The organism is Sphingomonas sp. GlSt437 (assembly GCF_048015635.2).
Lineage (GTDB): Bacteria > Pseudomonadota > Alphaproteobacteria > Sphingomonadales > Sphingomonadaceae > Sphingomonas.
Genome location: NZ_JBPGYA010000002.1, coordinates 329,482 through 350,888, shown reverse-complemented (window position 1 = coordinate 350,888; position 21,407 = coordinate 329,482). Strand labels below are relative to the sequence as shown.

The 21,407-nt window shown below is 65.4% G+C and carries 21 protein-coding genes and 1 tRNA gene; 13 read left to right on the top strand and 9 right to left on the bottom strand.

Features of this window, described 5'->3' with window-relative positions:
- Window positions 1-196: 196 nt before the first annotated feature.
- The gene (locus ACLB0R_RS11150; protein ID WP_416643620.1) at window positions 197-751 is read left to right on the top strand and encodes a superoxide dismutase family protein; all 555 of its coding nucleotides are present in this window, start codon (window positions 197-199) and stop codon (window positions 749-751) included.
- Between the two features lie 122 nt (window positions 752-873).
- Here ACLB0R_RS11150 and ACLB0R_RS11145 read toward each other — a convergent pair whose 3' ends face one another.
- Together ACLB0R_RS11145 and thpR are read right to left on the bottom strand one after the other, a co-directional pair.
- Entirely contained in the window at window positions 874-2,433 is a 1,560-nt protein-coding gene (locus tag ACLB0R_RS11145) for a spinster family MFS transporter (RefSeq protein WP_416643621.1), read from the bottom strand.
- Window positions 2,434-2,517: 84 nt separating this feature from the next.
- Complete coding sequence (thpR, locus tag ACLB0R_RS11140) at window positions 2,518-3,060, bottom strand: RNA 2',3'-cyclic phosphodiesterase (protein ID WP_416643622.1); 543 nt, start codon at window positions 3,058-3,060, stop codon at window positions 2,518-2,520.
- A 119-nt stretch (window positions 3,061-3,179) separates the two neighbouring features.
- Between thpR and ACLB0R_RS11135 the strand changes: the two genes are divergently transcribed.
- Together ACLB0R_RS11135 and ACLB0R_RS11130 are read left to right on the top strand one after the other, a co-directional pair.
- Window positions 3,180-3,917 carry a Bax inhibitor-1/YccA family protein gene (locus tag ACLB0R_RS11135; protein ID WP_416643623.1) on the top strand — a complete coding sequence of 246 codons (738 nt, stop codon included), beginning with the start codon at window positions 3,180-3,182 and terminating at the stop codon, window positions 3,915-3,917.
- A 414-nt stretch (window positions 3,918-4,331) separates the two neighbouring features.
- Window positions 4,332-4,883, top strand: a complete 552-nt coding sequence (locus ACLB0R_RS11130) for a hypothetical protein (protein ID WP_416643624.1) — start codon at window positions 4,332-4,334, stop codon at window positions 4,881-4,883.
- 154 nt (window positions 4,884-5,037) lie between these two features.
- Here the strand turns inward: ACLB0R_RS11130 and ACLB0R_RS11125 are convergent, their stop codons facing one another.
- Entirely contained in the window at window positions 5,038-5,805 is a 768-nt protein-coding gene (locus tag ACLB0R_RS11125) for an NUDIX hydrolase (RefSeq protein ID WP_416643625.1), read from the bottom strand.
- Between the two features lie 45 nt (window positions 5,806-5,850).
- Window positions 5,851-7,626, bottom strand: a complete 1,776-nt coding sequence (locus tag ACLB0R_RS11120) for a sensor domain-containing diguanylate cyclase (protein WP_416643626.1) — start codon at window positions 7,624-7,626, stop codon at window positions 5,851-5,853.
- A gap of 196 nt (window positions 7,627-7,822) precedes the next feature.
- On the opposite strand from ACLB0R_RS11120, the gene ACLB0R_RS11115 reads away from it, so the two are divergent.
- Window positions 7,823-8,206, top strand: coding sequence for a histidine kinase (locus tag ACLB0R_RS11115; RefSeq protein WP_416643627.1), 384 nt, complete (start codon window positions 7,823-7,825; stop codon window positions 8,204-8,206).
- Between the two features lie 102 nt (window positions 8,207-8,308).
- On the opposite strand, the gene ACLB0R_RS11110 is transcribed toward ACLB0R_RS11115, so the two are convergent.
- Window positions 8,309-8,384, bottom strand: a tRNA-Ala gene (locus ACLB0R_RS11110).
- Between the two features lie 233 nt (window positions 8,385-8,617).
- Here ACLB0R_RS11110 and ACLB0R_RS11105 point away from each other — a divergent pair.
- From ACLB0R_RS11105 to ACLB0R_RS11090, 4 genes are all read left to right on the top strand, one after another.
- A complete protein-coding gene (locus tag ACLB0R_RS11105; RefSeq protein WP_416643628.1) occupies window positions 8,618-9,502 on the top strand; it encodes a DUF2171 domain-containing protein in 885 nt (294 codons plus the stop codon).
- 135 nt (window positions 9,503-9,637) lie between these two features.
- On the top strand, window positions 9,638-10,624 hold the full coding sequence (locus ACLB0R_RS11100; protein ID WP_416643629.1) for an NADP-dependent oxidoreductase: 987 nt from the start codon (window positions 9,638-9,640) through the stop codon (window positions 10,622-10,624).
- Between the two features lie 63 nt (window positions 10,625-10,687).
- Entirely contained in the window at window positions 10,688-10,936 is a 249-nt protein-coding gene (locus tag ACLB0R_RS11095) for a type II toxin-antitoxin system ParD family antitoxin (RefSeq protein ID WP_416643630.1), read from the top strand.
- Window positions 10,933-11,235: a type II toxin-antitoxin system RelE/ParE family toxin gene (locus ACLB0R_RS11090; RefSeq protein WP_416643631.1), complete on the top strand. Its 303-nt coding sequence runs from the start codon at window positions 10,933-10,935 to the stop codon at window positions 11,233-11,235. Before ACLB0R_RS11095 ends, ACLB0R_RS11090 begins: the two co-directional genes overlap by 4 nt.
- 92 nt (window positions 11,236-11,327) lie before the next feature.
- Here the strand turns inward: ACLB0R_RS11090 and ACLB0R_RS11085 are convergent, their stop codons facing one another.
- A complete protein-coding gene (locus ACLB0R_RS11085) occupies window positions 11,328-11,969 on the bottom strand; it encodes a GNAT family N-acetyltransferase (RefSeq protein WP_416643632.1) in 642 nt (213 codons plus the stop codon).
- Window positions 11,966-12,886, bottom strand: coding sequence for a KPN_02809 family neutral zinc metallopeptidase (gene ypfJ, locus ACLB0R_RS11080; protein WP_416643633.1), 921 nt, complete (start codon window positions 12,884-12,886; stop codon window positions 11,966-11,968). Before ypfJ ends, ACLB0R_RS11085 begins: the two co-directional genes overlap by 4 nt.
- Window positions 12,887-13,018: 132 nt before the next feature.
- On the opposite strand from ypfJ, the gene ACLB0R_RS11075 reads away from it, so the two are divergent.
- The 4 genes from ACLB0R_RS11075 to ACLB0R_RS11060 all read left to right on the top strand — a co-directional run bounded on the left by ACLB0R_RS11075 (window position 13,019) and on the right by ACLB0R_RS11060 (window position 17,383).
- Window positions 13,019-14,218, top strand: a complete 1,200-nt coding sequence (locus tag ACLB0R_RS11075; protein ID WP_416643634.1) for a patatin-like phospholipase family protein — start codon at window positions 13,019-13,021, stop codon at window positions 14,216-14,218.
- A gap of 31 nt (window positions 14,219-14,249) precedes the next feature.
- The gene (locus ACLB0R_RS11070) at window positions 14,250-15,035 is read left to right on the top strand and encodes a 3-hydroxybutyrate dehydrogenase (protein WP_416643635.1); all 786 of its coding nucleotides are present in this window, start codon (window positions 14,250-14,252) and stop codon (window positions 15,033-15,035) included.
- Window positions 15,036-15,072: 37 nt separating this feature from the next.
- Window positions 15,073-15,738, top strand: a complete 666-nt coding sequence (locus ACLB0R_RS11065; protein WP_416643636.1) for a DUF4893 domain-containing protein — start codon at window positions 15,073-15,075, stop codon at window positions 15,736-15,738.
- 259 nt (window positions 15,739-15,997) lie between these two features.
- On the top strand, window positions 15,998-17,383 hold the full coding sequence (locus ACLB0R_RS11060; protein ID WP_416643637.1) for a helix-turn-helix domain-containing protein: 1,386 nt from the start codon (window positions 15,998-16,000) through the stop codon (window positions 17,381-17,383).
- A 6-nt stretch (window positions 17,384-17,389) separates the two neighbouring features.
- Here the strand turns inward: ACLB0R_RS11060 and ACLB0R_RS11055 are convergent, their stop codons facing one another.
- Entirely contained in the window at window positions 17,390-18,694 is a 1,305-nt protein-coding gene (locus ACLB0R_RS11055; RefSeq protein ID WP_416643638.1) for a methyl-accepting chemotaxis protein, read from the bottom strand.
- A 235-nt stretch (window positions 18,695-18,929) separates the two neighbouring features.
- Between ACLB0R_RS11055 and ACLB0R_RS11050 the strand changes: the two genes are divergently transcribed.
- Window positions 18,930-20,525, top strand: coding sequence for an isocitrate lyase (locus ACLB0R_RS11050; protein ID WP_416643639.1), 1,596 nt, complete (start codon window positions 18,930-18,932; stop codon window positions 20,523-20,525).
- Between the two features lie 451 nt (window positions 20,526-20,976).
- Here ACLB0R_RS11050 and ACLB0R_RS11045 read toward each other — a convergent pair whose 3' ends face one another.
- Window positions 20,977-21,219, bottom strand: a complete 243-nt coding sequence (locus ACLB0R_RS11045; protein WP_416643640.1) for a hypothetical protein — start codon at window positions 21,217-21,219, stop codon at window positions 20,977-20,979.
- Window positions 21,220-21,407: the final 188 nt, after the last annotated feature.

Genomic DNA, 21,407 nt, shown 5'->3' with positions numbered 1-21,407 from the left:
ACGCCAGTTGGTCCGCGCGCCGGTGCCCGCGAGTGCGAGCGTCGCGGGGCGCCTTAGCAAGCAGTGGTGGGCAGGGAAAGGGCTTGGCGGATGCAGCGATACCCAAGCGGCGGGCCGGGGCACCGCAATCGCTAGCGGCGCGCGGCAGGGCCGGGTAAAAGAGCCTGCAAATCAGGCGATCGAGGAAGGATTCGGCATGACGAGGTTCGCGACCAGAATGATGACGGCTGCCTTGATCGCCGGCGCGCTGCCGGTCGGCGCCGCGCTCGCCCAGGACATGATGACGCCGACCCATGCCGTTGGGCATGACGCGCAAGCGGTGCTCGCGACCGCCGACGGCAAGCAGGTCGGCGCGGTGCTGATCCATCCGACGCATGCCGGCCTGCGCTTGACGATCAAGGCCTATGGTCTCGCGCCGGGCGAGCACGGCATCCACATCCACGCCGTCGGCAAATGCGAGGCGCCCGGCTTCACCACCGCCGGCGGCCACTGGAACCCGAGCATGCACCAGCATGGCAAGCTCAACCCGATGGGGCCGCACCAGGGCGATCTGCCCAATCTCGTCATCGGTGAGGACGGGTCGGGGACGCTCTCGACGATTATCGAGGGCGCAACGCTCGACGGGTTGATGGATGCCGATGGCAGCGCGGTCGTGGTCCACGACAAGGCCGACGATCTGAAGACCGATCCCTCGGGCAACAGCGGCGCGCGGATCGCGTGCGGCGTTGTGATGGCGAAGGCGAGGATGTGAGTGGGGGTATTCCTGCGCTCATTATCTCTTTCGTCACCCCGGCCTTGAGCCGGGGTCCCGCTTAACCCAAAGGATTGAAGAAGCGGGACCCCGGGTCGAGCCCGGGGTGACAGTTTAAGACGCTAGCCCTGCTCTCCCGCCGCTTTTGCGCGAGCGATGCGGTTGGCCTCAGCTGCGGGCACCAGCCGATACGCGATGATCGCGGCGGCCAGGCCGATCGGCATCACCGCCAGCGTTGACAGCACGCCGATCGACAGGCTGCCTGACAGCGTCGAAACGCGGCCGGCGATATAGGGGCCCATCGCCAGGCCGAGCAGCGTCGTGCCGATGAAGAAGGTCGCGGTCGCGGTGCCGCGCATCCGGGGTAGCACCAGGTCCTGTGTCGTCGCCGCCGCGGCGCCGAGGGCACCGCTCGCCAGCACTTGCGCGGCGAAGATTGCTCCCACGAACACGGTGAAATTGGTGGCAGTAAAGGCGATGGCGACCGCGACCGGCGGCACCAGCCCGCCGAACAACACCACCATGAGTCGCCCCGCCGCAAAGCGCTGGCGCAGCCGATCGGCAATGATGCCGCCAGCGGTCACGCCGATAAAGCCCGACAGCGCGCCAAAGCCGCCCAGCGCGACGCCCGCATTTGCTGGTGTCTCATGTAGGACGCGGATCGCATAAGGCGATGCCCAGAAAGCGATGGCATAAGCGACCAGCGTGTTGAGACCATAAGCGATCACCGTCGCGATGAATGCCGGATTGGCGATGATCAGCGCAAAGGTCGGCCGATCGCGGCGCTTGAGCGCGCTGGCCCAGGAAAACACGGCATAACAACCGAAGCCGATCGCGATCCATTGCGGCAGCGGCTCGCCGAGCGCGTGCAGCCCGATAACGATCGCGGTGATGATGGCGAGGCCGACGATATTGTTGAGCAACGCCCGCACCCCGCCCTGCGCCGCGCCGATCAGCGTGAACGGCGGCACGATCGTCGTGAGTTCGCTCAGAAACGCGCGAAACGGCGCCGGATGCGCAGGCGGCGGCGGCAACCCCTCGGATCGGCCACGCGCCGGCTCGCGCAAGGTCGCGACGACCAGCGCCATCAGCAGGCCCGGCAGGCCGACCGCGAGGAACGCGGCTTGCCACCCCGCCAGCCCCCAAGGCCCGCCATGGGGATAGGCGGCGTTCCAGCGCTTGACGATTACCCCGCCAATGCCGAGCGACAGCCCGCCGCCGACGTAAAGCCCGGCCGAATAAATGGCGAGCGCGGTCGCGCGCAGGCGGCGCGGGAACCAGTCCGAGATCAGCGAATAGGCCCCGGGGCTCGCGGTCGCCTCGCCGACGCCGACGCCGATCCGCGCGCCCGCCAGCATCCCGCCGTTGCGCGCCAGCCCCGACAGCGCGGTCATTGCCGACCAGAGCGCGAGCCCGATCGTCATCAGCCGGACGCGGTGCCAGTTGTCCGCCAGCCGGCCCAAAGGAATGCCGAACAGCGAGTAGAAGACGCCGAACGCGGTGCCGTAGAGAAAGCCCAGATCCTCATCGCGCAGGTGCAGGTCGCGCTTGATGTCCTCGGCCAGGATCGAGATGATCTGCCGGTCGATGAAATTCAGCATGTAGACGACGAACAGGATCGCCAGCACGTACCAGGCATAAGCAGGCGCGCGCGCAGGGGCGCTGTGGGTCTCGACGGTCATGCGCTCTCCTGCACGGTTTTCGGGCGGTTATGGCAAGGTTGGCGGCGCGCGCAAGCGCGCAAGGTTGGCGGCGCGCGCAAGCCGCTAGCCGAGCCGCCAGCGATCGACCGCGTGGTAGCGCGCACCGTCGCGCGTCAATTCGCTTTCGAACAGGACGAGGTGGTCGAACGTGAAGCGCGGGCTGGAAAGCCCGGCGTGGCGCGCCATGAAGGCGTCGACTTCAACCTCGGCGCCGAGCGCGCGAGGCAGACGAGCGAGCGTGATGTGGGGCAGGTAAGCGCGGCCTTCCGGTGCCAGGCCGATATGGACGAGCGCGTGGTCGACCTTGCGGTGGAGCGCGGCCAGCGCATCGTGCGGGGCAACCCCCGCCCAGATCGTATCGGTACGCCCCTGCCGCTCGAACCGGCCGACGCCGTTGAGCGCAACCGCGATCGGCAACGAACGAACCTGGCCGAGCGCGGCGACGACATCATCCGCGGCACGCCCATCCACTTCGCCGATGAAGCGCACCGTCAAATGCAGCTGCTCGTCATCCTGCCAGCGCGCCCCGCCAATGCCGCCCATTGCGGCCAGCAGCAGCGCGCGGATCTCGGGCGGCGGACGCAAGCCGATGAACAGCCGGTGCATGGCATTAACCCATGCGTGCCAGCTTATGTTCAGACAAGCTGTTTTACTTGAATTGGGCACCGGAAAAGCCGATATTCGGCCCAACCGGCGTGTGGCCGGTAATATGGAGATTTTTCAAGATGGCTAACTGGTCTGACCCCCAGCCGAACGGCGCGGCCTTCGCGGCTTCGGCCGGCGTACGCGGTGCTGCGTATGATGCGGGGCTGCGGTCCTACATGCTTTCGGTCTATAACTACATGACCTCGGCAGTGCTGCTGAGCGGCATCGTTGCGCTGGGCTTCGCGCTGTCGGGTGCGGCGGCGCAGGTGTTTCTCGGCGGCGGGCTGCTCAAGTGGATCATCACCTTCGCACCGTTGGGCTTTGTGTTCGCGATGAGCTTTGGCCAGGCGCGGATGTCGCAGGGCACGCTCCAGCTGATGTTCTGGGGCTTCGCGGTGGCGATGGGCTTGTCGCTGTCGACGATCTTCCTCGTTTATAGCGAAGTCGCGATCGCGCAGGCGTTCTTCACCGCGGCGGCGGGTTTTGCCGGGCTTAGCCTGTGGGGCTACACCACCAAGCGCGATTTGTCGGCGATGGGTACCTTCCTGCTGATGGGGCTGATTGGCCTGATCGTCGCGTCGTTGCTCAACGTGTTCCTGCATTCGGGGCCGCTGGCGCTGGTGATCAGCTTGGCCGGGCTCGGCATCTTCGCCGGCCTGACCGCATACGACACGCAGAAGACGAAGAGCCTGTACGCAGCGGTTGCCGGCACGCCTTATGAAGGCCGTGTCGCGGTCATGGCGGCGCTCAACCTCTATCTCGACTTCATCAATATGTTCCTGTTCATCCTCCGGCTGTTCGGCGGCAACCGCAACTAGTCGGGTCGGGCGAGCAGCCCGCTTGATGCAAGGCCCGGCGGGGAGACTCGCCGGGCCTTTTGTTTTTGGGAGAAGGCGGGTGCGCTCCTAAATCCTCCCCCATCGGGGGAGGTGTCGCGCAGCGACGCAAGCGGGCTCCGCAATTTGGCGCTCGGCTTATTCCCCCTCCGTCATGCTGCGCATGCCACCTCCCCCGACGGGGGAGGATTGGTAGGACTGCAGCATTGTTACCCAAACACCGCATCGTTCCGCTCGAAAAAGTCTTCGTCATCAATTCGTCGCAAGCTTTGTTGCATCGCCGCATTTTCTGTGGCGTCATGCTGAACGCGGGACGACGGATCGTTAAGGGGGCTGTTAACCATCTTGGCGCATGCTGCCGCCCAGCAACTAGAGTGTTGAAGGCATGGTGACGCGATGGGTGCACAGATGAGACCGGCGGCAGGTGCAATGGCACTGGCCGAGATGAAGGAATTTGCGGGCTTCGCCGCGGGGACGCAGCGTTATGTGCGGCGCTCGCTCGATATCGGGCTGGACCGCGACGATGCAATGAAGCGCTGGTCGCGCGACGTGGTTGAAGCCGCCAGCATCCGCGCGCAATCGCGCGTCTATGATCGCCTGCCCGATATTCGCGCGATGGTGCCGGAAGACAGCGGCCTTGATTCGGTCGAGCCGTTCATGGGCTCGCTCGTCGCGGTCAGCGCGTTCGACCTGGGGCAGGGGAGATTGACGAGTTTCTCCGCCTATCGGTTCCTATACGAGCGCTTGCTGGGCGCGCAGGTACGGCCATGGCTGCCCGGTGCGTTCTGCGCGGCGGCAGCACTGCCACACCTCCACCCGGAGCTGCGGCGGACCCTGCTGCAAACGATCAGTGAAGCGGCGGCAACGGCCTCAGGCTGGTCGACGCGCGCGCCGAGCTTCTATCCGGATTGGGTGGAGAAAGTGGATACGGCGGCGCTGCCGAATTGAAGTCAAATCCTCCCCCGCCAGGGGGAGGTGGCGCCGAAGGCGGCGGAGGGGGAGGACGCCCAACATAGGCTGTTAATTCCTCCCCCTTCGTCACGCTTGCCGCGTGACACCTCCCCCTGGCGGGGGAGGATATACCCACCACTCTCATCTGATCCTACGCCCGATCTGCCCCACCGAGGGGCTCGGACGTCACCGGATAGCCCAGACCATCCGGAATACACAGGTGATCCGCGCCATCGCGCCTTTCGGTCCAGGGGGTGATCGTCGTTACCGGGTAGCGCGCGGCATGCGCGGCGGCATCGGCGAAGTTGTCGAATTGCGCGAGCCGTTCCAGATTGCGGCGCGTCGGGAAGATGATCCGCGCCGCACCACGGTCAGCGTCGTCGAGCACCGCTTGCGCGCTTTGCCAGAAGACGCGGGTATTCTCGGTCGCGTCGACTTGCGGCTCGGGCGCACCATCGGGCAGGCGGGCGAGGTAGAAGCGCGTGTCGAAAATCCGCATGTCGCGGTGGCGCGGGCACCAGCGCGCGAAGGGGACCAGCGCGGCGAGGTCGAGCGCGAGGCCATGCGCGTCGAGTAGCGCGCCGAGCGCCGCGCCCTCATGCAGCCCGGAACGCACTGCCGTCAGCGTCTCGGCATCGGGCATCGCGGAGAGCCCAACCGGCAGTCCCGCTTCCTCGATCGTCTCGCGGATCGCGGCGATGCGCGCGGCGAGGTCGTCGATGTCGCTACCGTCATCCGCCAGTTCCAGCGCCAGCGCGCGGTCGCCCGGATCGATCCGCCCGCCGGGGAACACCAGCGCGCCGCCGGCAAAGGCCATCGCCCGCGCGCGCTCGACGATCAGCAACTCGGGCGCAGGCGTCGCCTCGCGGAAAACTACCAACGTCGCGGCGGGAATCGGATCGGGATAGTAATCGTCCATCGCCCGCCAGCTTAGGCGCGCGCGCGGCGGGCGCAACGGCGCGGTTCAGGCGGCGATGGCGAGGCGGTCGCGGCCGCCGGTCTTGGCGGCGTAGAGCGCCTTGTCCGCCGCGCGCATCACCGCGTCGCGCGTCAGATGGGGCCCGAGCGCGGCAAGGCCGGCGCTGACAGTGATCGAGATCGTCGCGCCGGGCGCGGCGCGCATCGGCGATCGGGCGACGGTATGGCGCAACCGGTCGCAGATCTGCTCGGCCTGCGCCATGGTGACGCCGGGCAGGATAAGGCCGAATTCCTCGCCGCCCAGCCGCGCGACGAAATCGTCGGGGCGGACCGCGCCGAGCGCGATGGCGGCGAAGCTCTCGAGCACGCGGTCGCCCGCAGCGTGGCCATGCTGATCGTTGACGCGCTTGAAGAAATCGATGTCGAAGATGGCGATACAGCCACCGCCGAGCCCGGCGGCACAATCGGTCAAGCGCCGGTCGAGCAGCGCATCGAAGGCGCGGCGATTGCCGAGGCCGGTCAGCCCGTCGGTCGTCGCCGCGTGCGCCAGGTGCATTTCCATTGTCTTGCGATCGGAGATATCGCGGATCGCACTCACCGAGCCGATCACCACGCCCTGCTCGTCGACAATGCCGCGTGTCTTCGCCTCGAACCAGCGGATCGAGCCGTCGGCGATGCGCGAGCGATATTCGATCGTCGCGGTGACGCCGGGTTGCTTGTGCACCGAGCGGTGCGCGCCAAGGAATGTGCGCGCATCGGGCCCGCTCAGCAATTCCTGCGGGCGGCGGCCGATCAGCTGCTCGGGCGTGAAGCCGGTAATCTCGGTAACCGATGGCGAGACGTAGCTGACCACGCCCTGGGGATCGAGCTCGAGCACGATGTCGCTCGCGCTTTCGGTGATCAGCTTGAAGCGGCGCTCGCTCTCGAGCAGCCGGCGGAAGATTTCCTTGCGCTGGCGGAGTTCGGCGGCCGCGGGGAGGACGGTCAGCACCGAGATCGCGAAATAGAATTCGAGGAAAACGCTGCGCTGGCTGGGCGTCGCGGCGAAATAATGCACGGGGCCATGGCCGAGCGCACTCAGCGCGCCGCCAATAGTAACAAGAATCATCACGCCGATCGCCGCGCCGACCCGCTCCAGCCGGAAGGTGATGATCAGCAAAGGCAGCATCGGCAGAAAAAGCAGCGGAATGTGGTCCTGTGCAAAGGCAAGCGCCGTCACGCCGGCCATCGCGGCGAACAGCCCTGCGGCTTCCACCCGTCGCCAGCCAGTGAGCGCTCTTGCCCAGCTGCCGAATTCCTGGCGCAGGAACATTGAGAAGGGCGGCGCGAACACCAGCATGCCCAGCATATGCGCGGCGAACCAGTCGCGGCACAGCGCCCAATACGGCATGCCGGTGACCCAGGCGGCCACGGCTGCCGCGATCAACGCCGAAATCAGCGGGCCCATAATGGCCGCCGCCCCCACGAACAGCGCGACATTGCCCAGCGACGCGAGATAGTCCTCGCGCTTGCCGAGGCGCCGCAGGATAGCGGCGCCGATCAGCGTGTCGGCGATATTCGCCATCGCGAGCGGCAGCGAGGCCGCTGGTCCCAGGCCGAAGAGCGAGGTGGCGACCATGCCGCTCAGCGCGCAGGCAATCGCGATTCGCCCCCAATCGCGCGTGTCGCTGCGCATCAGCTGCGCGGTGAGCAGCGCGCTTGCGATCCAGATATGCGCAATGCCGCCATCGAAGCGCGTGGTGGCGATCGGCACCGCCGCCAGCACGAAATAGACGAGCGCAAAGCCGATCAGGCGGGCTGGAGAAGTCGCAGCTGTGCTCACGCGCGGAAGGTCCTCGGCATGGAGCGGGTCTAGCGCGCAGGGGTTAAATCATTGTTCAAGCGCGCCAACCAATGACGCGAGGCGCGAGGCCGGCGTTGTCGATGAACCCGCCACAACCGCCCGTTCAGGGCCCAGGCATGTGATTCGCGTAAATCTCGTCATCGCAGGCTGGTCCTGCGAGTTGAGGAGTAAAGCTATGCGTAAGATGACGAGCATGTTGCTGCTGGCGGCAAGCGGGTTGATCGCCACGTCAGCGAGTGCCCAGAGCTGGGGCTATGGGCAGTATCAGTACCAGAATTATCGCGACGCCGATGATTATGGCGGCGCCTTCCGGGCGGTGTGCTCGGGCCAGCGCGCGCACGCGCTGGAAGCCCGGCTGCAGCACGAAGTCAGCGAGGGCGAGATCAATCGGAACGACGCGTATCGCATTCACAGCGCGATCGATCGGCTGGAAGACCAGCAGCGCCATGAATGCGCCGAGGGCGATCGCCGCTCGGTCTACCAGATCGCGCAGCGCTACAACGGGATCGGCCAGTGGATCGACCGTGAAGCGCACGGCTCATACGGGTGGCGCTGGTAATGGGTTGGGCAGGCCGGGGCGAGTTGCTCGCCTCGGCCGCATGGCGGCGCGGCCATCGGCATCTCGACGCCATCGGTAGATTTTCGATCGGAGGAGGCGGGGTGGTGGAGCCAGGGGGAATCGAACCCCCGACCTCTGCAGTGCGATTGCAGCGCTCTCCCATCTGAGCTACGGCCCCACACGCCATGCCCCGGCACCGCCGGGGAGCGATGGCCCTTAGCGGCAGTTGCCCGTCGATGCAACCGCGCTCGGCCACAATAAATCGATACGCCACCGACCGTCCGGGCCGGCTTCGCGACCGGGCGAGGGGCGGTTCATCGCATCCGTTGGAACCGTCAAAGCGCTCATTTCTTGAGTCATTCTGCAGGGCATGGCGAGCGATCATGCCCGCGGTCGGCAAGGAGATCAGCGATGAGTTACCAACGCTATTACACAGGCAATGATTGGCGCGACGACGGCAGCCATGATGGCGATCGTGGCCGTTATCAGGACCGGTCAAGCGCGCGCGAGTATCGCGCCGCCGGCATGAGCGGCGACGAAGACCGCGATGATGATGGGCGCAGCCATCGTGGCTATCGCGGCGATCGGTTCGGTCCCTATGGCGAGCGCGGTTATGGCGGTGGGTATCGTGGCGCCGACCAGTCGGGTTACGGCTATGGCCGATCGGGATATGGCTCCAGCGGTAGCGGCCGCAGCCAATATGGCAATGGCGGCCGTAACGACCACGGCGATTATGATTATCAGGATCGCGGTTTTTTCAATCGCGCCGGCGACGAGGTCCGCTCGTGGTTCGGCGACGAGGAAGCCGAACGCCGCCGCCGGCTCGACCAGCGCTATGACGAGCAGCACGACCCCGAATATCATGGCTGGCGCCAGCGCCAGATCGAGGCGCTCGACCGCGATTATCACGACTATCGCCACGAGCGGCAGCAGAGCTTCAATCAGCAGTTCGACAGCTGGCGTGGCGAGCGTGGCCGGCAGCGGCAATCGCTCACCCAGGTGCGCGAGCATATGGATGTCGTCGGCTCGGATGGCGAGCATGTCGGCACGGTCGACAAAGTGCGCGGTGATCGCATCATCCTGACCAAGAGCGATCCCGATGCCGGCGGCCATCATCACTCGATCCCGGTCGGCTGGATTGGGTCGGTCGATGACAAGGTGACGCTCACCAAGACGGCGGAGGAAGCACAGCGCCTGTGGCGCGACGAGGAGCGCGGCGCGCTGTTCGGCGGTGGCTCTTCGGGCCACCAGGACCGCAGCGTGGCGACGACAGGTAATCGCTTCGGCGGCTACTGATCGATCCTGACGACGTCCGATCGGGCCGGCATCCGCACCGGGTGCCGGCCCTTTTCGTGCCCCTTTTTCGTGATTGCCAAGCGCCGTGCCGCGCCATAGGCCGATCGTGAAACAATCATGGAAAGGATCGCCCGCATGGCCCAGGCCTGGACTCTGAAATCGCGCCCGCAAGGCACGCCGACGCTCGACAATTTCGAGCTGGTCGGCATCGAGCTGCCCGCGCTCGAGCCCGGCATGGTGCGGCTCGCCAATCGCTGGCTGTCGGTCGATCCGTACATGCGCGGTCGCATGAATGACGTAAAAAGCTATGTGCCGCCCTTTGCGATCGGCGAGCCGCTGCAGGGCGGCGCGATCGGGGAAGTGGTCGAGAGCAGCGCCGATGGCCTGAAAGCCGGCGATCTGGTGCTGCACATGGCGGGCTGGCGCGACGAGGCCGTGCTACCCGCGAGCGCCGTCCAGAAGCTGCCCGAGCTCGGCGTGCCGCCCGAGGCGTATCTCGGCCAGATGGGCATGCCCGGCATGACCGCCTATTTCGGCCTGCTCGAGGTCGCGAGCGCCAAGGAAGGCGATGTCGTCTTCGTCTCGGCGGCAGCCGGCGCGGTCGGCTCGACCGTTGTCCAGATCGCCAAGGCCAAGGGCATGAAGGTGATCGGCGCGGCGGGTGGCGCGGACAAATGCGCCTGGGTCAAAGGCTTGGGCGCCGATGCTGTGATCGATTACAAGGCCGGCCCGGTGATCAAGCAGCTGATGGACGTGGCACCCGGCGGCATCGACGTTTATTTCGACAATGTCGGCGGCGACCATCTCGACGCGGCGTTGGCGACCGCCAAGGAACGCGCGCGCTTCGCGATCTGCGGGATGATCGAGATGTACAACACCGGCGCGCCGACCCAGTTGCGCTATGCCGCGCGCATCATCGGCGCGCGGCTGCGCATTCAGGGCTTCATCGTCAGCGATTACATGGCCCGCGCGCCCGAATTCTATCGCGACATGGCCGGCTGGGCGCAAGCGGGCAAATTGAAGCGCGAGGAAACGGTGCTGGAAGGCCTGGCGCGCACGCCTGATGCGTTCCTCGGCCTGTTCAGCGGCGGCAATACGGGCAAGATGCTCGTCCGCGTATAATAACATAAATTGCGCATAAATTGCTATTGGAGTACATGACAGCCTTCTGAAACGGAGGCTGTCATGAACGTATCGATCGGCGAACGCTGGGAAGGCTTTATCGAGCAGGCCGTCAAGGCCGGTCGCTATGGCTCCGCAAGCGAAGTAGTGCGCGAGGGGCTGCGTCTGGTCGAGGAGCGCGAGGCAAAACTCGCATCATTGCGCGAAACGATCCAGGCGTCGCTGGCCGAGGGGGGCGAATATTCCGACGAAGAAGTCGCCGCTTTTCTGCAGGCGGAAGCTGAAAGTCTGCCTCTAGAAGCTATTAAATGAGGCGGCTCACATACCGCCCGAGAGCCCGAAGGGATTTAGCCGATATCCAGGGATACATCGCCCGCGCCAGCGGACGATCAATGGCATTGGCCTTCGTATCGCGGCTCCGTCACCGCTGTCTGCGTCTCGCCGAGCTCCCCGGCACGTTGGGAACGGCACGCCCCGATCTTGCTGACGGTCTGCGCAGCACACCATGCGATGGCTACGTCATTTTCTTCCGTTACCGCGAGGATGATGCGGTAGAGATCGTCAACATCCTCCACGCGAGCCGCGACGTGGAGGGCTATTTCACCGACTAAATCCGCTCAAATATCCCCCGAAAACGTATCGCATTGATTGGGATTGGTAGTATCGACCCGCTTCCTAAGCCATAATAACCCCGAGATGCTCGTCAGGGTTTGATCTGCGCTGTTGTCCACGGCGCGCGCGCTGCCCAGCCCAGGCGCTGATAGAGCGCGCGCCCGACATCGGTGGCGTTGAGCAGGCCGCGCGCGACGCCGCGCTGGCGCGCCTGGGACGCCAGCAGCAGCATAATCGCGGTGCCGAGCCCCTGGCGGCGGCGTGTCGGTGCGACTTCGATCGTGTCATGGAGCGCCCAGCCATCGACCGGCGTCATCCGTCCCCGCGCTGCTTCTGCGCCCTCGGGATCGAGCACCCGCGCGAGGCAAACCTCGCTGGTCCAGCAAATATCGACGGTGAAAGCGGATGGAAGGACGGGGTCGAACTCCGCCAGTTGAGCGCAGGTCATTGTCGTCCCGGTGCGTTCGACATGCCAGCCATCGGGTAGCTTGGCGGCCATATCGGCCGGCTCGATTGCGGCCTTGAGCACGACGAAAGGTTGAGTAATCTCGCGCGCGATTGCGGTAATCCCGAGCGGCGGACGCGGAAAGATGAAGCGGCGCAGCTCGGTCGGTTTGCCGGTCTCGATGCGATAGGCGTCGCCGGCGATGACAGGTGGTGCCAGCCCTCGGCTCTGTGCCCACCCGCGCGCAAAGGTTTCGACGAGTTCGGACGGGACAAGCAGCGCGCTCAAATCTCCCCCGAAAACGTATCGCATTGATTGGGATCGGCGGTGTCGATGCCGCGTTTCAGCCACTTCATCCGCTGCGCCGAGGTGCCGTGAGTGAAGCTGTCGGGCACGATGCGGCCCTGCGTTTCCTGCTGGAGCGTGTCGTCGCCGATGGCATGCGCAGCGGTCATGCCCGATTCGAGGTCACCCGGCTGCATCCGGTCGCGGTTGAGGCCGGCCCACACCCCCGCGAAGCAATCGGCCTGCAGCTCGAGCCGTACCGAGAGCGCATTGCCCTGCACCTCTCCCGCGCGTTGCTGCTGGCGCGTCACTTGGTCCGAGATGCCGAGCAGATTCTGGATGTGGTGACCGAATTCATGGGCGATCACATAATCCTGCGCGAAATCGCCCTTGGCGCCGAAGCGGTTGGCAAGTTCGTCGAAGAAGCTGGTGTCGAGGTAGACGCCGCGATCGACCGGGCAATAGAAAGGGCCCATCGCCGATTGTGCGGTGCCGCAGCCCGAGCGCCCTTCGCGGCTGTAGAAGACGAGCTTGGGCGCGGTGAAGCGCTGGCCATTCTGCGCGAAATAGGCTTTCCACGTCTTGTCGGTCGAGCTGAAAGCGTTGCACGCGGCATGGCTGGCGGCATTGGCGAGGCATTTCTGCTGGACGGTTTCGCCCGGCTGGCCGAGCGCGCTGGAGCCTTCACCAGCGACTTGCGGCGAGAGGCGCTGGCCGCCGCCGAGCATCGGCAGGCTGCCACCGAACACCGCGAGCACGATCAGCAGCACCGCGACCCCACCGCAGCCGAAGCGGCTGAACACGAAGGGCAGCAGGCCGAGGATCAACCCGCCGCCACCGCCCCCGCCGAAGCCACCGCCGAAATTCTCGCCGCGCTGGTCTTCGACATCGATATTGGGGTCGAAATCGTCGAGGCGCATCGCGGCTTCCATATCTAGACCGATGGTTGATTGAATGGGCGCCGATGCCGTGGGTTGCAAGAGGGAGCTTGCGGGGCGGCGTGTCATCAAACCGTCGTTGATCCTAAGCCACGGAAAGAGCATGGCGCGCGCATGGCCGATGACGAGTCCCGCAGTGCAGCAAAACCCCGCCGCGCGCCGCGCCGGCAGTCCAAGCGCATGCCGCTGCCCGATCAGGTCGCGCTGGTCCTCCAGGGCGGCGGCGCGCTTGGCAGCTATCAGGCGGGCGTGATCCAGGGGCTGGCCGATGCCGGCATCGAGATCGACTGGGTCGCGGGCATTTCGATCGGCGCGGTCAACGCCGCGATCATCGCCGGCAACCCGCCCGAACGCTGGATGGAGCGGCTGAAAGCGTTCTGGGACAAGGTGACGAGCGCGCTGCCGAGCTTTCCGATCTTCCCCAACGATTACATCCGCGAATTCCTCCACGAATGGTCGGCGGGGATGGTGCTGACGACGGGCGTGCCCGGCTTCTTCACGCCGCGCCCGGTGCCGCCGACCTTCGCTCAGGCGTCGACGCCCGCGGCGCTGAGCTTTTACGATTCGACGCCGCTGGTCGAAACGCTCAACGAGCTGATCGATTGGGATCGCGTAAACCACGGCCCGATGCGCCTCTCGGTCGGCGCGGTCGATATCGAGAGCGGCAATTTCCGGTTCTTCGACACCACCACCGACACGATCGACGTCCGCCACATCATGGCCTCGGGCGCGCTGCCGCCGGGGCTGCCGCCCGTCGAGATTGACGGCAAGCTGTGGTGGGACGGCGGGCTCGTTTCCAATACCCCGCTCGGCCATGTCATCGACAACCAGACCGGGCAGATCCTGGTGTTCCAGGTCGATCTCTTCTCCGCCGCTGCCGAGCTCCCGCGCACGATCATGGACGTGATGGCACGCGAGAAGGAAATCCGCTTCTCGAGCCGCACGCGCGCGATTTCCGACGAAGTCATCAAGCAGCGGATGGAACGCGAAGCAATCGCCAAGGTGCTCGCCAAGCTGCCGCCGGAAATGGCCGATGATCCCGACGTGAAAGCGCTCGCCGAGATCGCGCGCGAGCTGCCGATCAATCTCGTCCAGCTGATCTATCGCGCCAATGCCTGGGAAGGCGGCTCGCGCGATTTCGAGTTTTCGGCGCGGACGATGCACGAGCATTGGCAGGCCGGCCTCGCCGCGATCGATCAGGCGATGTCGAATGCGCAGCTCGTCACCGAAAATATCCTGACCGGCGCGACCGCCGCGTTCGATCTGTGCCCACAAGCCGGGCTGAAGCGTTCTGCGCCGCACCAGCCCTGCTAAGTTACCTTTTCCCCAATAAGGAGTGCCGCCCATGTTCCTCAAAGGCAAAAGCGCGATCGTCACCGGTTCGACCTCGGGCATCGGCTTGGAATATGCCAAGGCCTTCGCCGCCGAGGGAGCGAGCGTCATCATCAACGGCTTTGGCGACGCCGCCGCGATCGAGGAAGAGCGCGCCAAGCTGGAAGCGACGAGCGGCGCCAAGGCGCTCTACGACGCCGCCGACATGACCAACCCCGACGCCATCGCCGCGCTGGTCAAGCGCTGCCATGACGAGCTGGGCGGGCCCGACATCATCGTCAACAATGCCGGCATCCAGCATGTCGACATGATCCAGGATTTCCCTGCCGACAAGTTTGAGGCGATCATCAAGATCAACCTTACCTCGGCCTGGTACATGATGCGCGCGGCCGTGCCGTACATGAAGGAGAAGAAATGGGGGCGGATCATCTCGACCGCCTCGGCCCATTCGCTGGTCGCGAGCCCCGGCAAATCGGCTTACGTCATGGCCAAGCACGGGTTGGTCGGTTTGACCAAGACGGTCGCGCTCGAAGTCGCGACGTCGGGCATTACGGTCAACGCCATCAGTCCCGGCTATGTCTGGACGCCGCTCGTCGAAAACCAGATTCCCGATACGATGAAGGCGCGCGGGCTGACGCGCGAGCAGGTGATCAACGACGTGCTCTTGGACGCGCAGCCGACCAAGGAATTCGTGACCCCCGAACAAGTCGCCGCGCTGGCGCTCTATTTGTGCCGCGACGAGGCCAAGTCGATCACCGGCGCCAATCTGTCGATCGATGGCGGCTGGACGGCGGCGTGATTTTGCCTTGGCGCCAAAGCCTCGCTAGCATCGGCGGATGACGACGATCGGATTGCATCGGGTTGCGGGGAGGGGCGGCGCCATCGCGGCGCTGCTGCTGGCGGTGGCGCTTGGCGGGTGTCACGCCCGCAATCCCCGCCCGGTGCCGGGCCAGACCGTTGCCGTCGCCAATTGGCGGCAGATGGCGACCGATTCGGACCGCGAGCGCTTGCGTGAATGGCGCACCGCCTGGGTCGACGGGATCGACGCCGCGCGCAAGGCCGGCAATGGCGCGGCGATCGACGCGGAAGGCGTGCTGTTCGATCCCGACCAAGCCATCGAGGGCGCGGTGCCGCCCGCCGGCTCCTATCGCTGCCGCGTTTTCAAGCTCGGCGCCAATGGCACCGCGATGGCCGATTTCACGGCTTATCCGCCAGTCGAATGCCGCGTCGAGGCCAATGGCGCGGTGTCGAGCTTTTACAAGATGGTCGGCGAGGAACGGCCGGCCGGCGTGATTTTCCATGACAGCGTCAGCCGCGCGATCTTCCTTGGCACGTTGATGGTCGGCGACGAAACGCGGATGATCGATTATGGCCGCGACGCGAAGCGCGACATGATCGGCTTCGTCCAGCGGATCGCGCCGCAACGCTGGCGGCTGGTGCTGCCGAGCCCGGTGTTCGAGTCCAAGATCGACGTCATCGAGCTGGTGCCGCGCACGCCCTAACTACGCGATAAAGGAAATGCCCGCCGGCATGCGGTGGCCGACGGGCATCCTTTCCTCCCCAGGAAATCTTCAGGACCCGGTGTTGCCCGGTGACCCGCCCGACGTGGTTGCGTCGGGATGCTGTGTAGCGCGACCGCTAGGCCCGATTGCCCGGTAACGAGAGTCCCGCGATTGGCACCCCGTGGTGATTTTGTCAGTCGACCAGCGCGAAGTCTTGTGAGATAGTCAATTATTGACACAGGGAGATTGAGAGGCGGGAATGGCGGAGCGCAAACTCTTTGCGGGCCATGCGGTGCGGCGGTTGCGTCGCCAGGCCGGGCTGACGCAATCGGCAATGGCCGAGACGCTGGCCATCTCGCCGAGCTACCTCAATCTGATCGAGAAGAACCAGCGGCCTCTATCGGCGGCGTTGCTGGTGCGGCTGGCCGAAAGCTATGATTTCGATCCGCGCGCGCTGGCGGCGAGCGAACCGGGCGGCGGCGAAGTCGCGCTGCGCCGGCGGCTGGCCGATCCGATTTTCGCCGACCTCGAAATCGATCGCAACGAGATCGCCGAGTGGCTGGCGGGCGCGCCGGGCGGCGCCGAGGCATTCGCGCGCGCTTATGACCGGATGGGGGCGGGCGGAGACTCCGCAGCGCCGCCAAGCGATCCGATCAGCGAGGTTCGGCGCGAGACCGAGCGCTGGCGTGGCCATTATGCCGACCTTGATGCGCAGGCCGAGGCGCTGGCCGACGAATTGCGGCTGGGCGCGGGCGACCTTTATGGGGCAATCGCCGAGCGGCTGCGAGTCAAGCACCAGCTGACGATCCGCATCATTCCGGTCGATGTCATGCCCGATCTGCTCCGCCGGCTCGATCTCCATGCGCGGCAATTGCAGCTTTCGGAGACGCTCGATCCGGCGTCGCGCACCTTTGCCGTCGCGTTCCAGCTTGCGCAGATCGAGGCGCGCGCCGAGATCGAAGCGTTGGCACGCGGCGCCGGCTTTGCCGATCGCGCTGCCGAGCGCTTGTTCCGCCGCCACCTCGCCAGCTATTTCGCCGCTGCGGTGATGATGCCCTATGCTCGCTTCCTGCGCGCTTGCGAGGCGACCGGCTATGATATCGAGCTGCTCCAACGCCGCTTCGGCGCGGGGTTCGAGCAAGTCGCGCATCGGCTGACGACGCTGCAGCGCGTCGGTGCGCGCGGGCTGCCATTCTTCCTGGTGCGGATCGACCGGGCGGGTAATACGTCGAAGCGCTTTTCGGGCGCGAGCGGCGCGCCATTGGCCGAGACCGACGCGCGCTGTCCGCTTTGGCGCGTCCATCATGCCTTCGATCGCCCCGGCGAGCTGGTAGTCGAGCTGGTCGAGCTGGAAGACGGGACGCGCTGGCTGACTGTGTCGCGAACGGTGCATCCCCAGGGGCGGCGCTATGGCGCGGTGCCGGCGGAGTTCGCCGTCGGGCTGGGTGTCGCAGCGGGCTTGGCGGGGTCGCTGGTGGTGGCGCGAGGTGTCGATCTGGCGGGGGAGGCGACGCCGATTGGGCTCGGCTGCCGTGCTTGTTTCCGCGCGACCTGCCCGCAGCGCTCGCTGCCACCCAATGGACGCGCGCTGGTGCTCGATGATCGACAGCGCGGGTTGAGCGCGTTCACTTTCGGCGGCGACTGACGCCGATCAGGCCGCCTGCAGCTCGCGGGTGAAAGCGTGGACGCGCGATTCGAGCTTGCCTGCCTGATCGAGCAGGCTTTGCGCGCGCGCTTCGAGTTCGGCCGAGCCGCGCGTCGCTGCCTGGCTGCCTTCGCTCATCTCGGCCATGCGCTGGTGGATGTCCTGCACGACGACGACCGCTTCACCGGCCGAGGTGGCAACGGCGCGCGTCAGCGCGGTCTGCGCGGCAACGGTCGAATCGACCGCCGCGATGACCTGATCGATGCTCGCCATGGCATCGTCGATGCCGGCAAAGCTGCTGGTCGTGTCGGCGACCGCGCGCTGGATGAGGTGACTGTTCGAGGCGATCAGGTCAGCGGCGGCGCGTGCCTTGCCGGCCAGCCCGCGCACTTCGCGCGCGACGACCGAAAAGCCATTGCCTGCCTCGCCGGCGCGAGCGGCTTCGATCGCGGCGTTCATCGCGAGCGTGCCGACCTGCTTCACGATCGCATTGATGCTGTTGACCATCGCATCGATCGAGGCAGTCGCGTCGCGCAATTGCTGCGTCTGGTCGGCGGCAGTGCGGACCATGACAACGATGTCACCCGCCGCGCGGCGCGTCGCCATCGTTTCGTCGTGAAGCGCGTCGATCGCGCTCGCAAGGCCGGCGCTGCGATCGGCGATATCGCCGACGCTGCCCTTCACTTGGCTCGCGGCGCCCGCGACATGGACGGCATTGTCCTTCATCGTGCCGGCGCGCCGCCGCGTCGCACTCGATGAATCGCGCATATCAGCTGACAAACGGCGAAAATCGTCGGCAAGTTTTTCGACATCCTGCTCGAAGCGGAAGACGGTCGATTTCAGCTGATCGGCCCGCGTGCGCTCATGCTCGGCGAGGCGCTCGACCACGCGCTGGCTGGAGAGGAAGCCGCAATAGCGCCCGTCGCGCGTAACGATCAGGCCTTCGGCGGCGTCGGCGTGGCGGAAGCGATCGAGCACCGCGCCCCAACCATCTTCCACCGCAACCGCCGCGCAGGGCTTCATGAAGCGCTTCAGGTCATAGCCGCTATAGGGGTTTTGGATCAGCGCGAGACCATAGGGATTGGTGAGAATCGGGCGCAGTTCGGGTTCGAACAGCGCACCGACTGGCCGCAGCAGGGGATCGGTGACCGGCAGCACACGGAGCTGGCGTTGATCGCCAAAGCGCCGGATTGCATCCAGCAGCGAGGCGGTGTCGGCGAGCGGGGCGATGCTCTCGACCGCTGCCATCAAGCTTGCTCGCGCATCGATCGCGGCGGGATGTTCAGCGGGGGGCGCGAGCGCGGCTGGCATGACGTTTCGCTAGCGCGACAATGGTAAACGCACCTCTAACCCATTGTGACAAAGCCGTGAATTTGAGCTTTTCTTTCTATGAGTTGACCGCCAAGGCAGACGTGTCAAAAAGCGACAAGAAGACACGATAAGCGGCCCAGATTTTACAGTGCAACCTTGTCGCACCAGGAAAGGTGGCCTTGGCACGTGTCAATTTGTGTACATGGCCGCAACACTTGACACACGGAGCATTGCCATGTCGTACCAGACTACCATCGCTAATGCGGCGCAACTGATCGGCGCGCAGGGCGCAAGCTGGAAGGCGATCGACGCCGAGGCGGTGGCGCGGATGCGGCTGCAGAACCGCTTCCAGACCGGGCTCGATATTGCCCGCTACACTGCCGCGATCATGCGCCGTGACATCGCTGCTTATGATGCTGATCCCGCCAATTACACCCAGTCGCTCGGCTGCTGGCACGGCTTTATCGGGCAGCAGAAGCTGATCGCGATCAAGAAGCATTTCGGCACGACCAAGGGGCGCTACCTATACCTCTCGGGCTGGATGATCGCGGCGCTGCGCAGCGAATTCGGCCCGCTGCCCGACCAGTCGATGCACGAAAAGACCAGCGTGCCGGCGCTGATCGAGGAGCTGTACACGTTCCTCCGCCAGGCCGATGCGCGTGAACTGGGCGGCTTGTTCCGCGAGCTCGACAAGGCGCGCGAGGCGGGCAATCAGGTCGAGGAGCAGCGCCTCACCAACGCGATCGACAATTTCGAGACGCATGTCGTGCCGATCATCGCCGATATCGATGCGGGCTTCGGCAATGCCGAGGCGACCTATCTGCTCGCCAAGAAGATGATCGAGGCGGGGGCCTGCGCGATCCAGATCGAGAACCAGGTGTCGGACGAAAAGCAGTGCGGCCACCAGGACGGCAAGGTGACGGTGCCGCACGAGGACTTCCTCCAGAAAATCCGCGCGGTGCGGTACGCGTTCCTCGAGCTGGGCGTTGATGAGGGCATCATCGTGGCACGCACCGATTCGCTCGGCGCGGGGCTGACCAAGCAGATCGCTTTCTCCAAGACGCCGGGCGATCTGGGCGACCAGTATAACAGCTTCCTCGATTGCGAGCCGGTTGAAGCGCGCGATCTGGCGGCGGGCGATGTCGTCATCACCCGCGACGGCCAGCTAATGCGACCCAAGCGGCTGCCTTCCAACCTGTTTCAGTTCCGCCCGGGCACCGGCGAGGATCGCTGCGTGCTTGATTGCATCACCAGCCTGCAGAACGGTGCGGACTTGCTGTGGATCGAAACCGAAAAGCCGCATATCGGCCAGATCGCCGGCATGGTCGATCGCATCCGCGAAGTGATCCCCAACGCCAAGCTCGTCTACAATAATAGCCCGAGCTTCAACTGGACGCTCAATTTCCGCCAGCAGGTATTCGATGCCTGGGCGGCAGCCGGCAAGGACGTTTCGGCTTATGATCGCGCCAAGCTGATGAGCGCCGATTATGACGAGACCGAGCTGGCGGCGGAGGCCGATGAGCGCATCCGCACCTTCCAGAAAGACGCCTCGGCGCGGGCGGGGATTTTCCACCACCTGATCACGCTGCCGACTTATCACACCGCGGCGCTCTCGACCGACAATCTGGCGCGCGAATATTTTGGAGCGGCGGGGATGCTGGGCTATGTCAAGAACGTCCAGCGCCAGGAAATCCGCCAGGGCATCGCGTGCGTGAAGCACCAGAATATGTCGGGGAGCGACATTGGCGACGACCACAAGGAATATTTCGCGGGCGAGGCAGCGCTGAAGGCTGGCGGCGCCCACAACACGATGAACCAGTTCGCGGCGTGATGCAGCGGATTAGCGCAGGCTAATCCGCGACCGCGATCACGCCCATCCGACCGACGCGGCTTTGCCGCGGCGGCCGCGATCAACACCTCTTGCAGTTACCCCTGGGGTCCCGCCACCATCCACCGGCCGAAAAAACGAGACCCCAGCTCAAGGCCGGGGTTACGACCGTCTCCCCTGATGCCGCTTAAAGAAAGGCCCGGCGGGCTGGCCGGGCCTTTAGGGGTAACATCGCGCTCCTGGGAGGTAAGCGGCGATTCCCTCGACCATAATCCCTAGCCAATCACTGGGATAACAAGCGTTGCTTGGGGCGTGGCGAGCCGGACTATCGACCGGCGGTGCAACGACCGGGGCACCTGCCAATAAAAAACCGCGCGGTGCATAGTGCGCCGCGCGGCTCTTTACCGATAGCGAAGGCCCGCCGCGCCAAGCGTCGGCGGGCTCGCCCAAGCTCTTAGTGAGCGTTCGACGCCATCGCGTCGTTGCCCGTCGCCATCGCGTCGGTCGTGTTCGTCGTCGTCGTGGTGGTGTTGGTCGACATCATCGCGTCGTTGCCAGTCGCCATCGCGTCGGTCGTGTTGGTGGTGGTCATCGTGTCGGTCGTGTTCGTCGAGTCGTTGGTGGTCGTGGTCGGCTTGCAAGCCGACAGGCCGACAACGGCGGCGGCGACGAGCGAAGCGGTGATGATCTTCTTCATGGTATTCTCCCAGTGGCTTTAAGCATTAATCACGGCGACCCCTGCCGTCGTCGGCTTCGCCCGACGTGGAGTCCGAGGCCCCTTTAATAGCAATCCCCACGCATTGAATAGGAAAAAATGCACGTATCGTCGCAATTCGGCCCATAAAGGGGCTCGATTCAGCCTGCAGAAAGGCGTGGCGGGGTTGG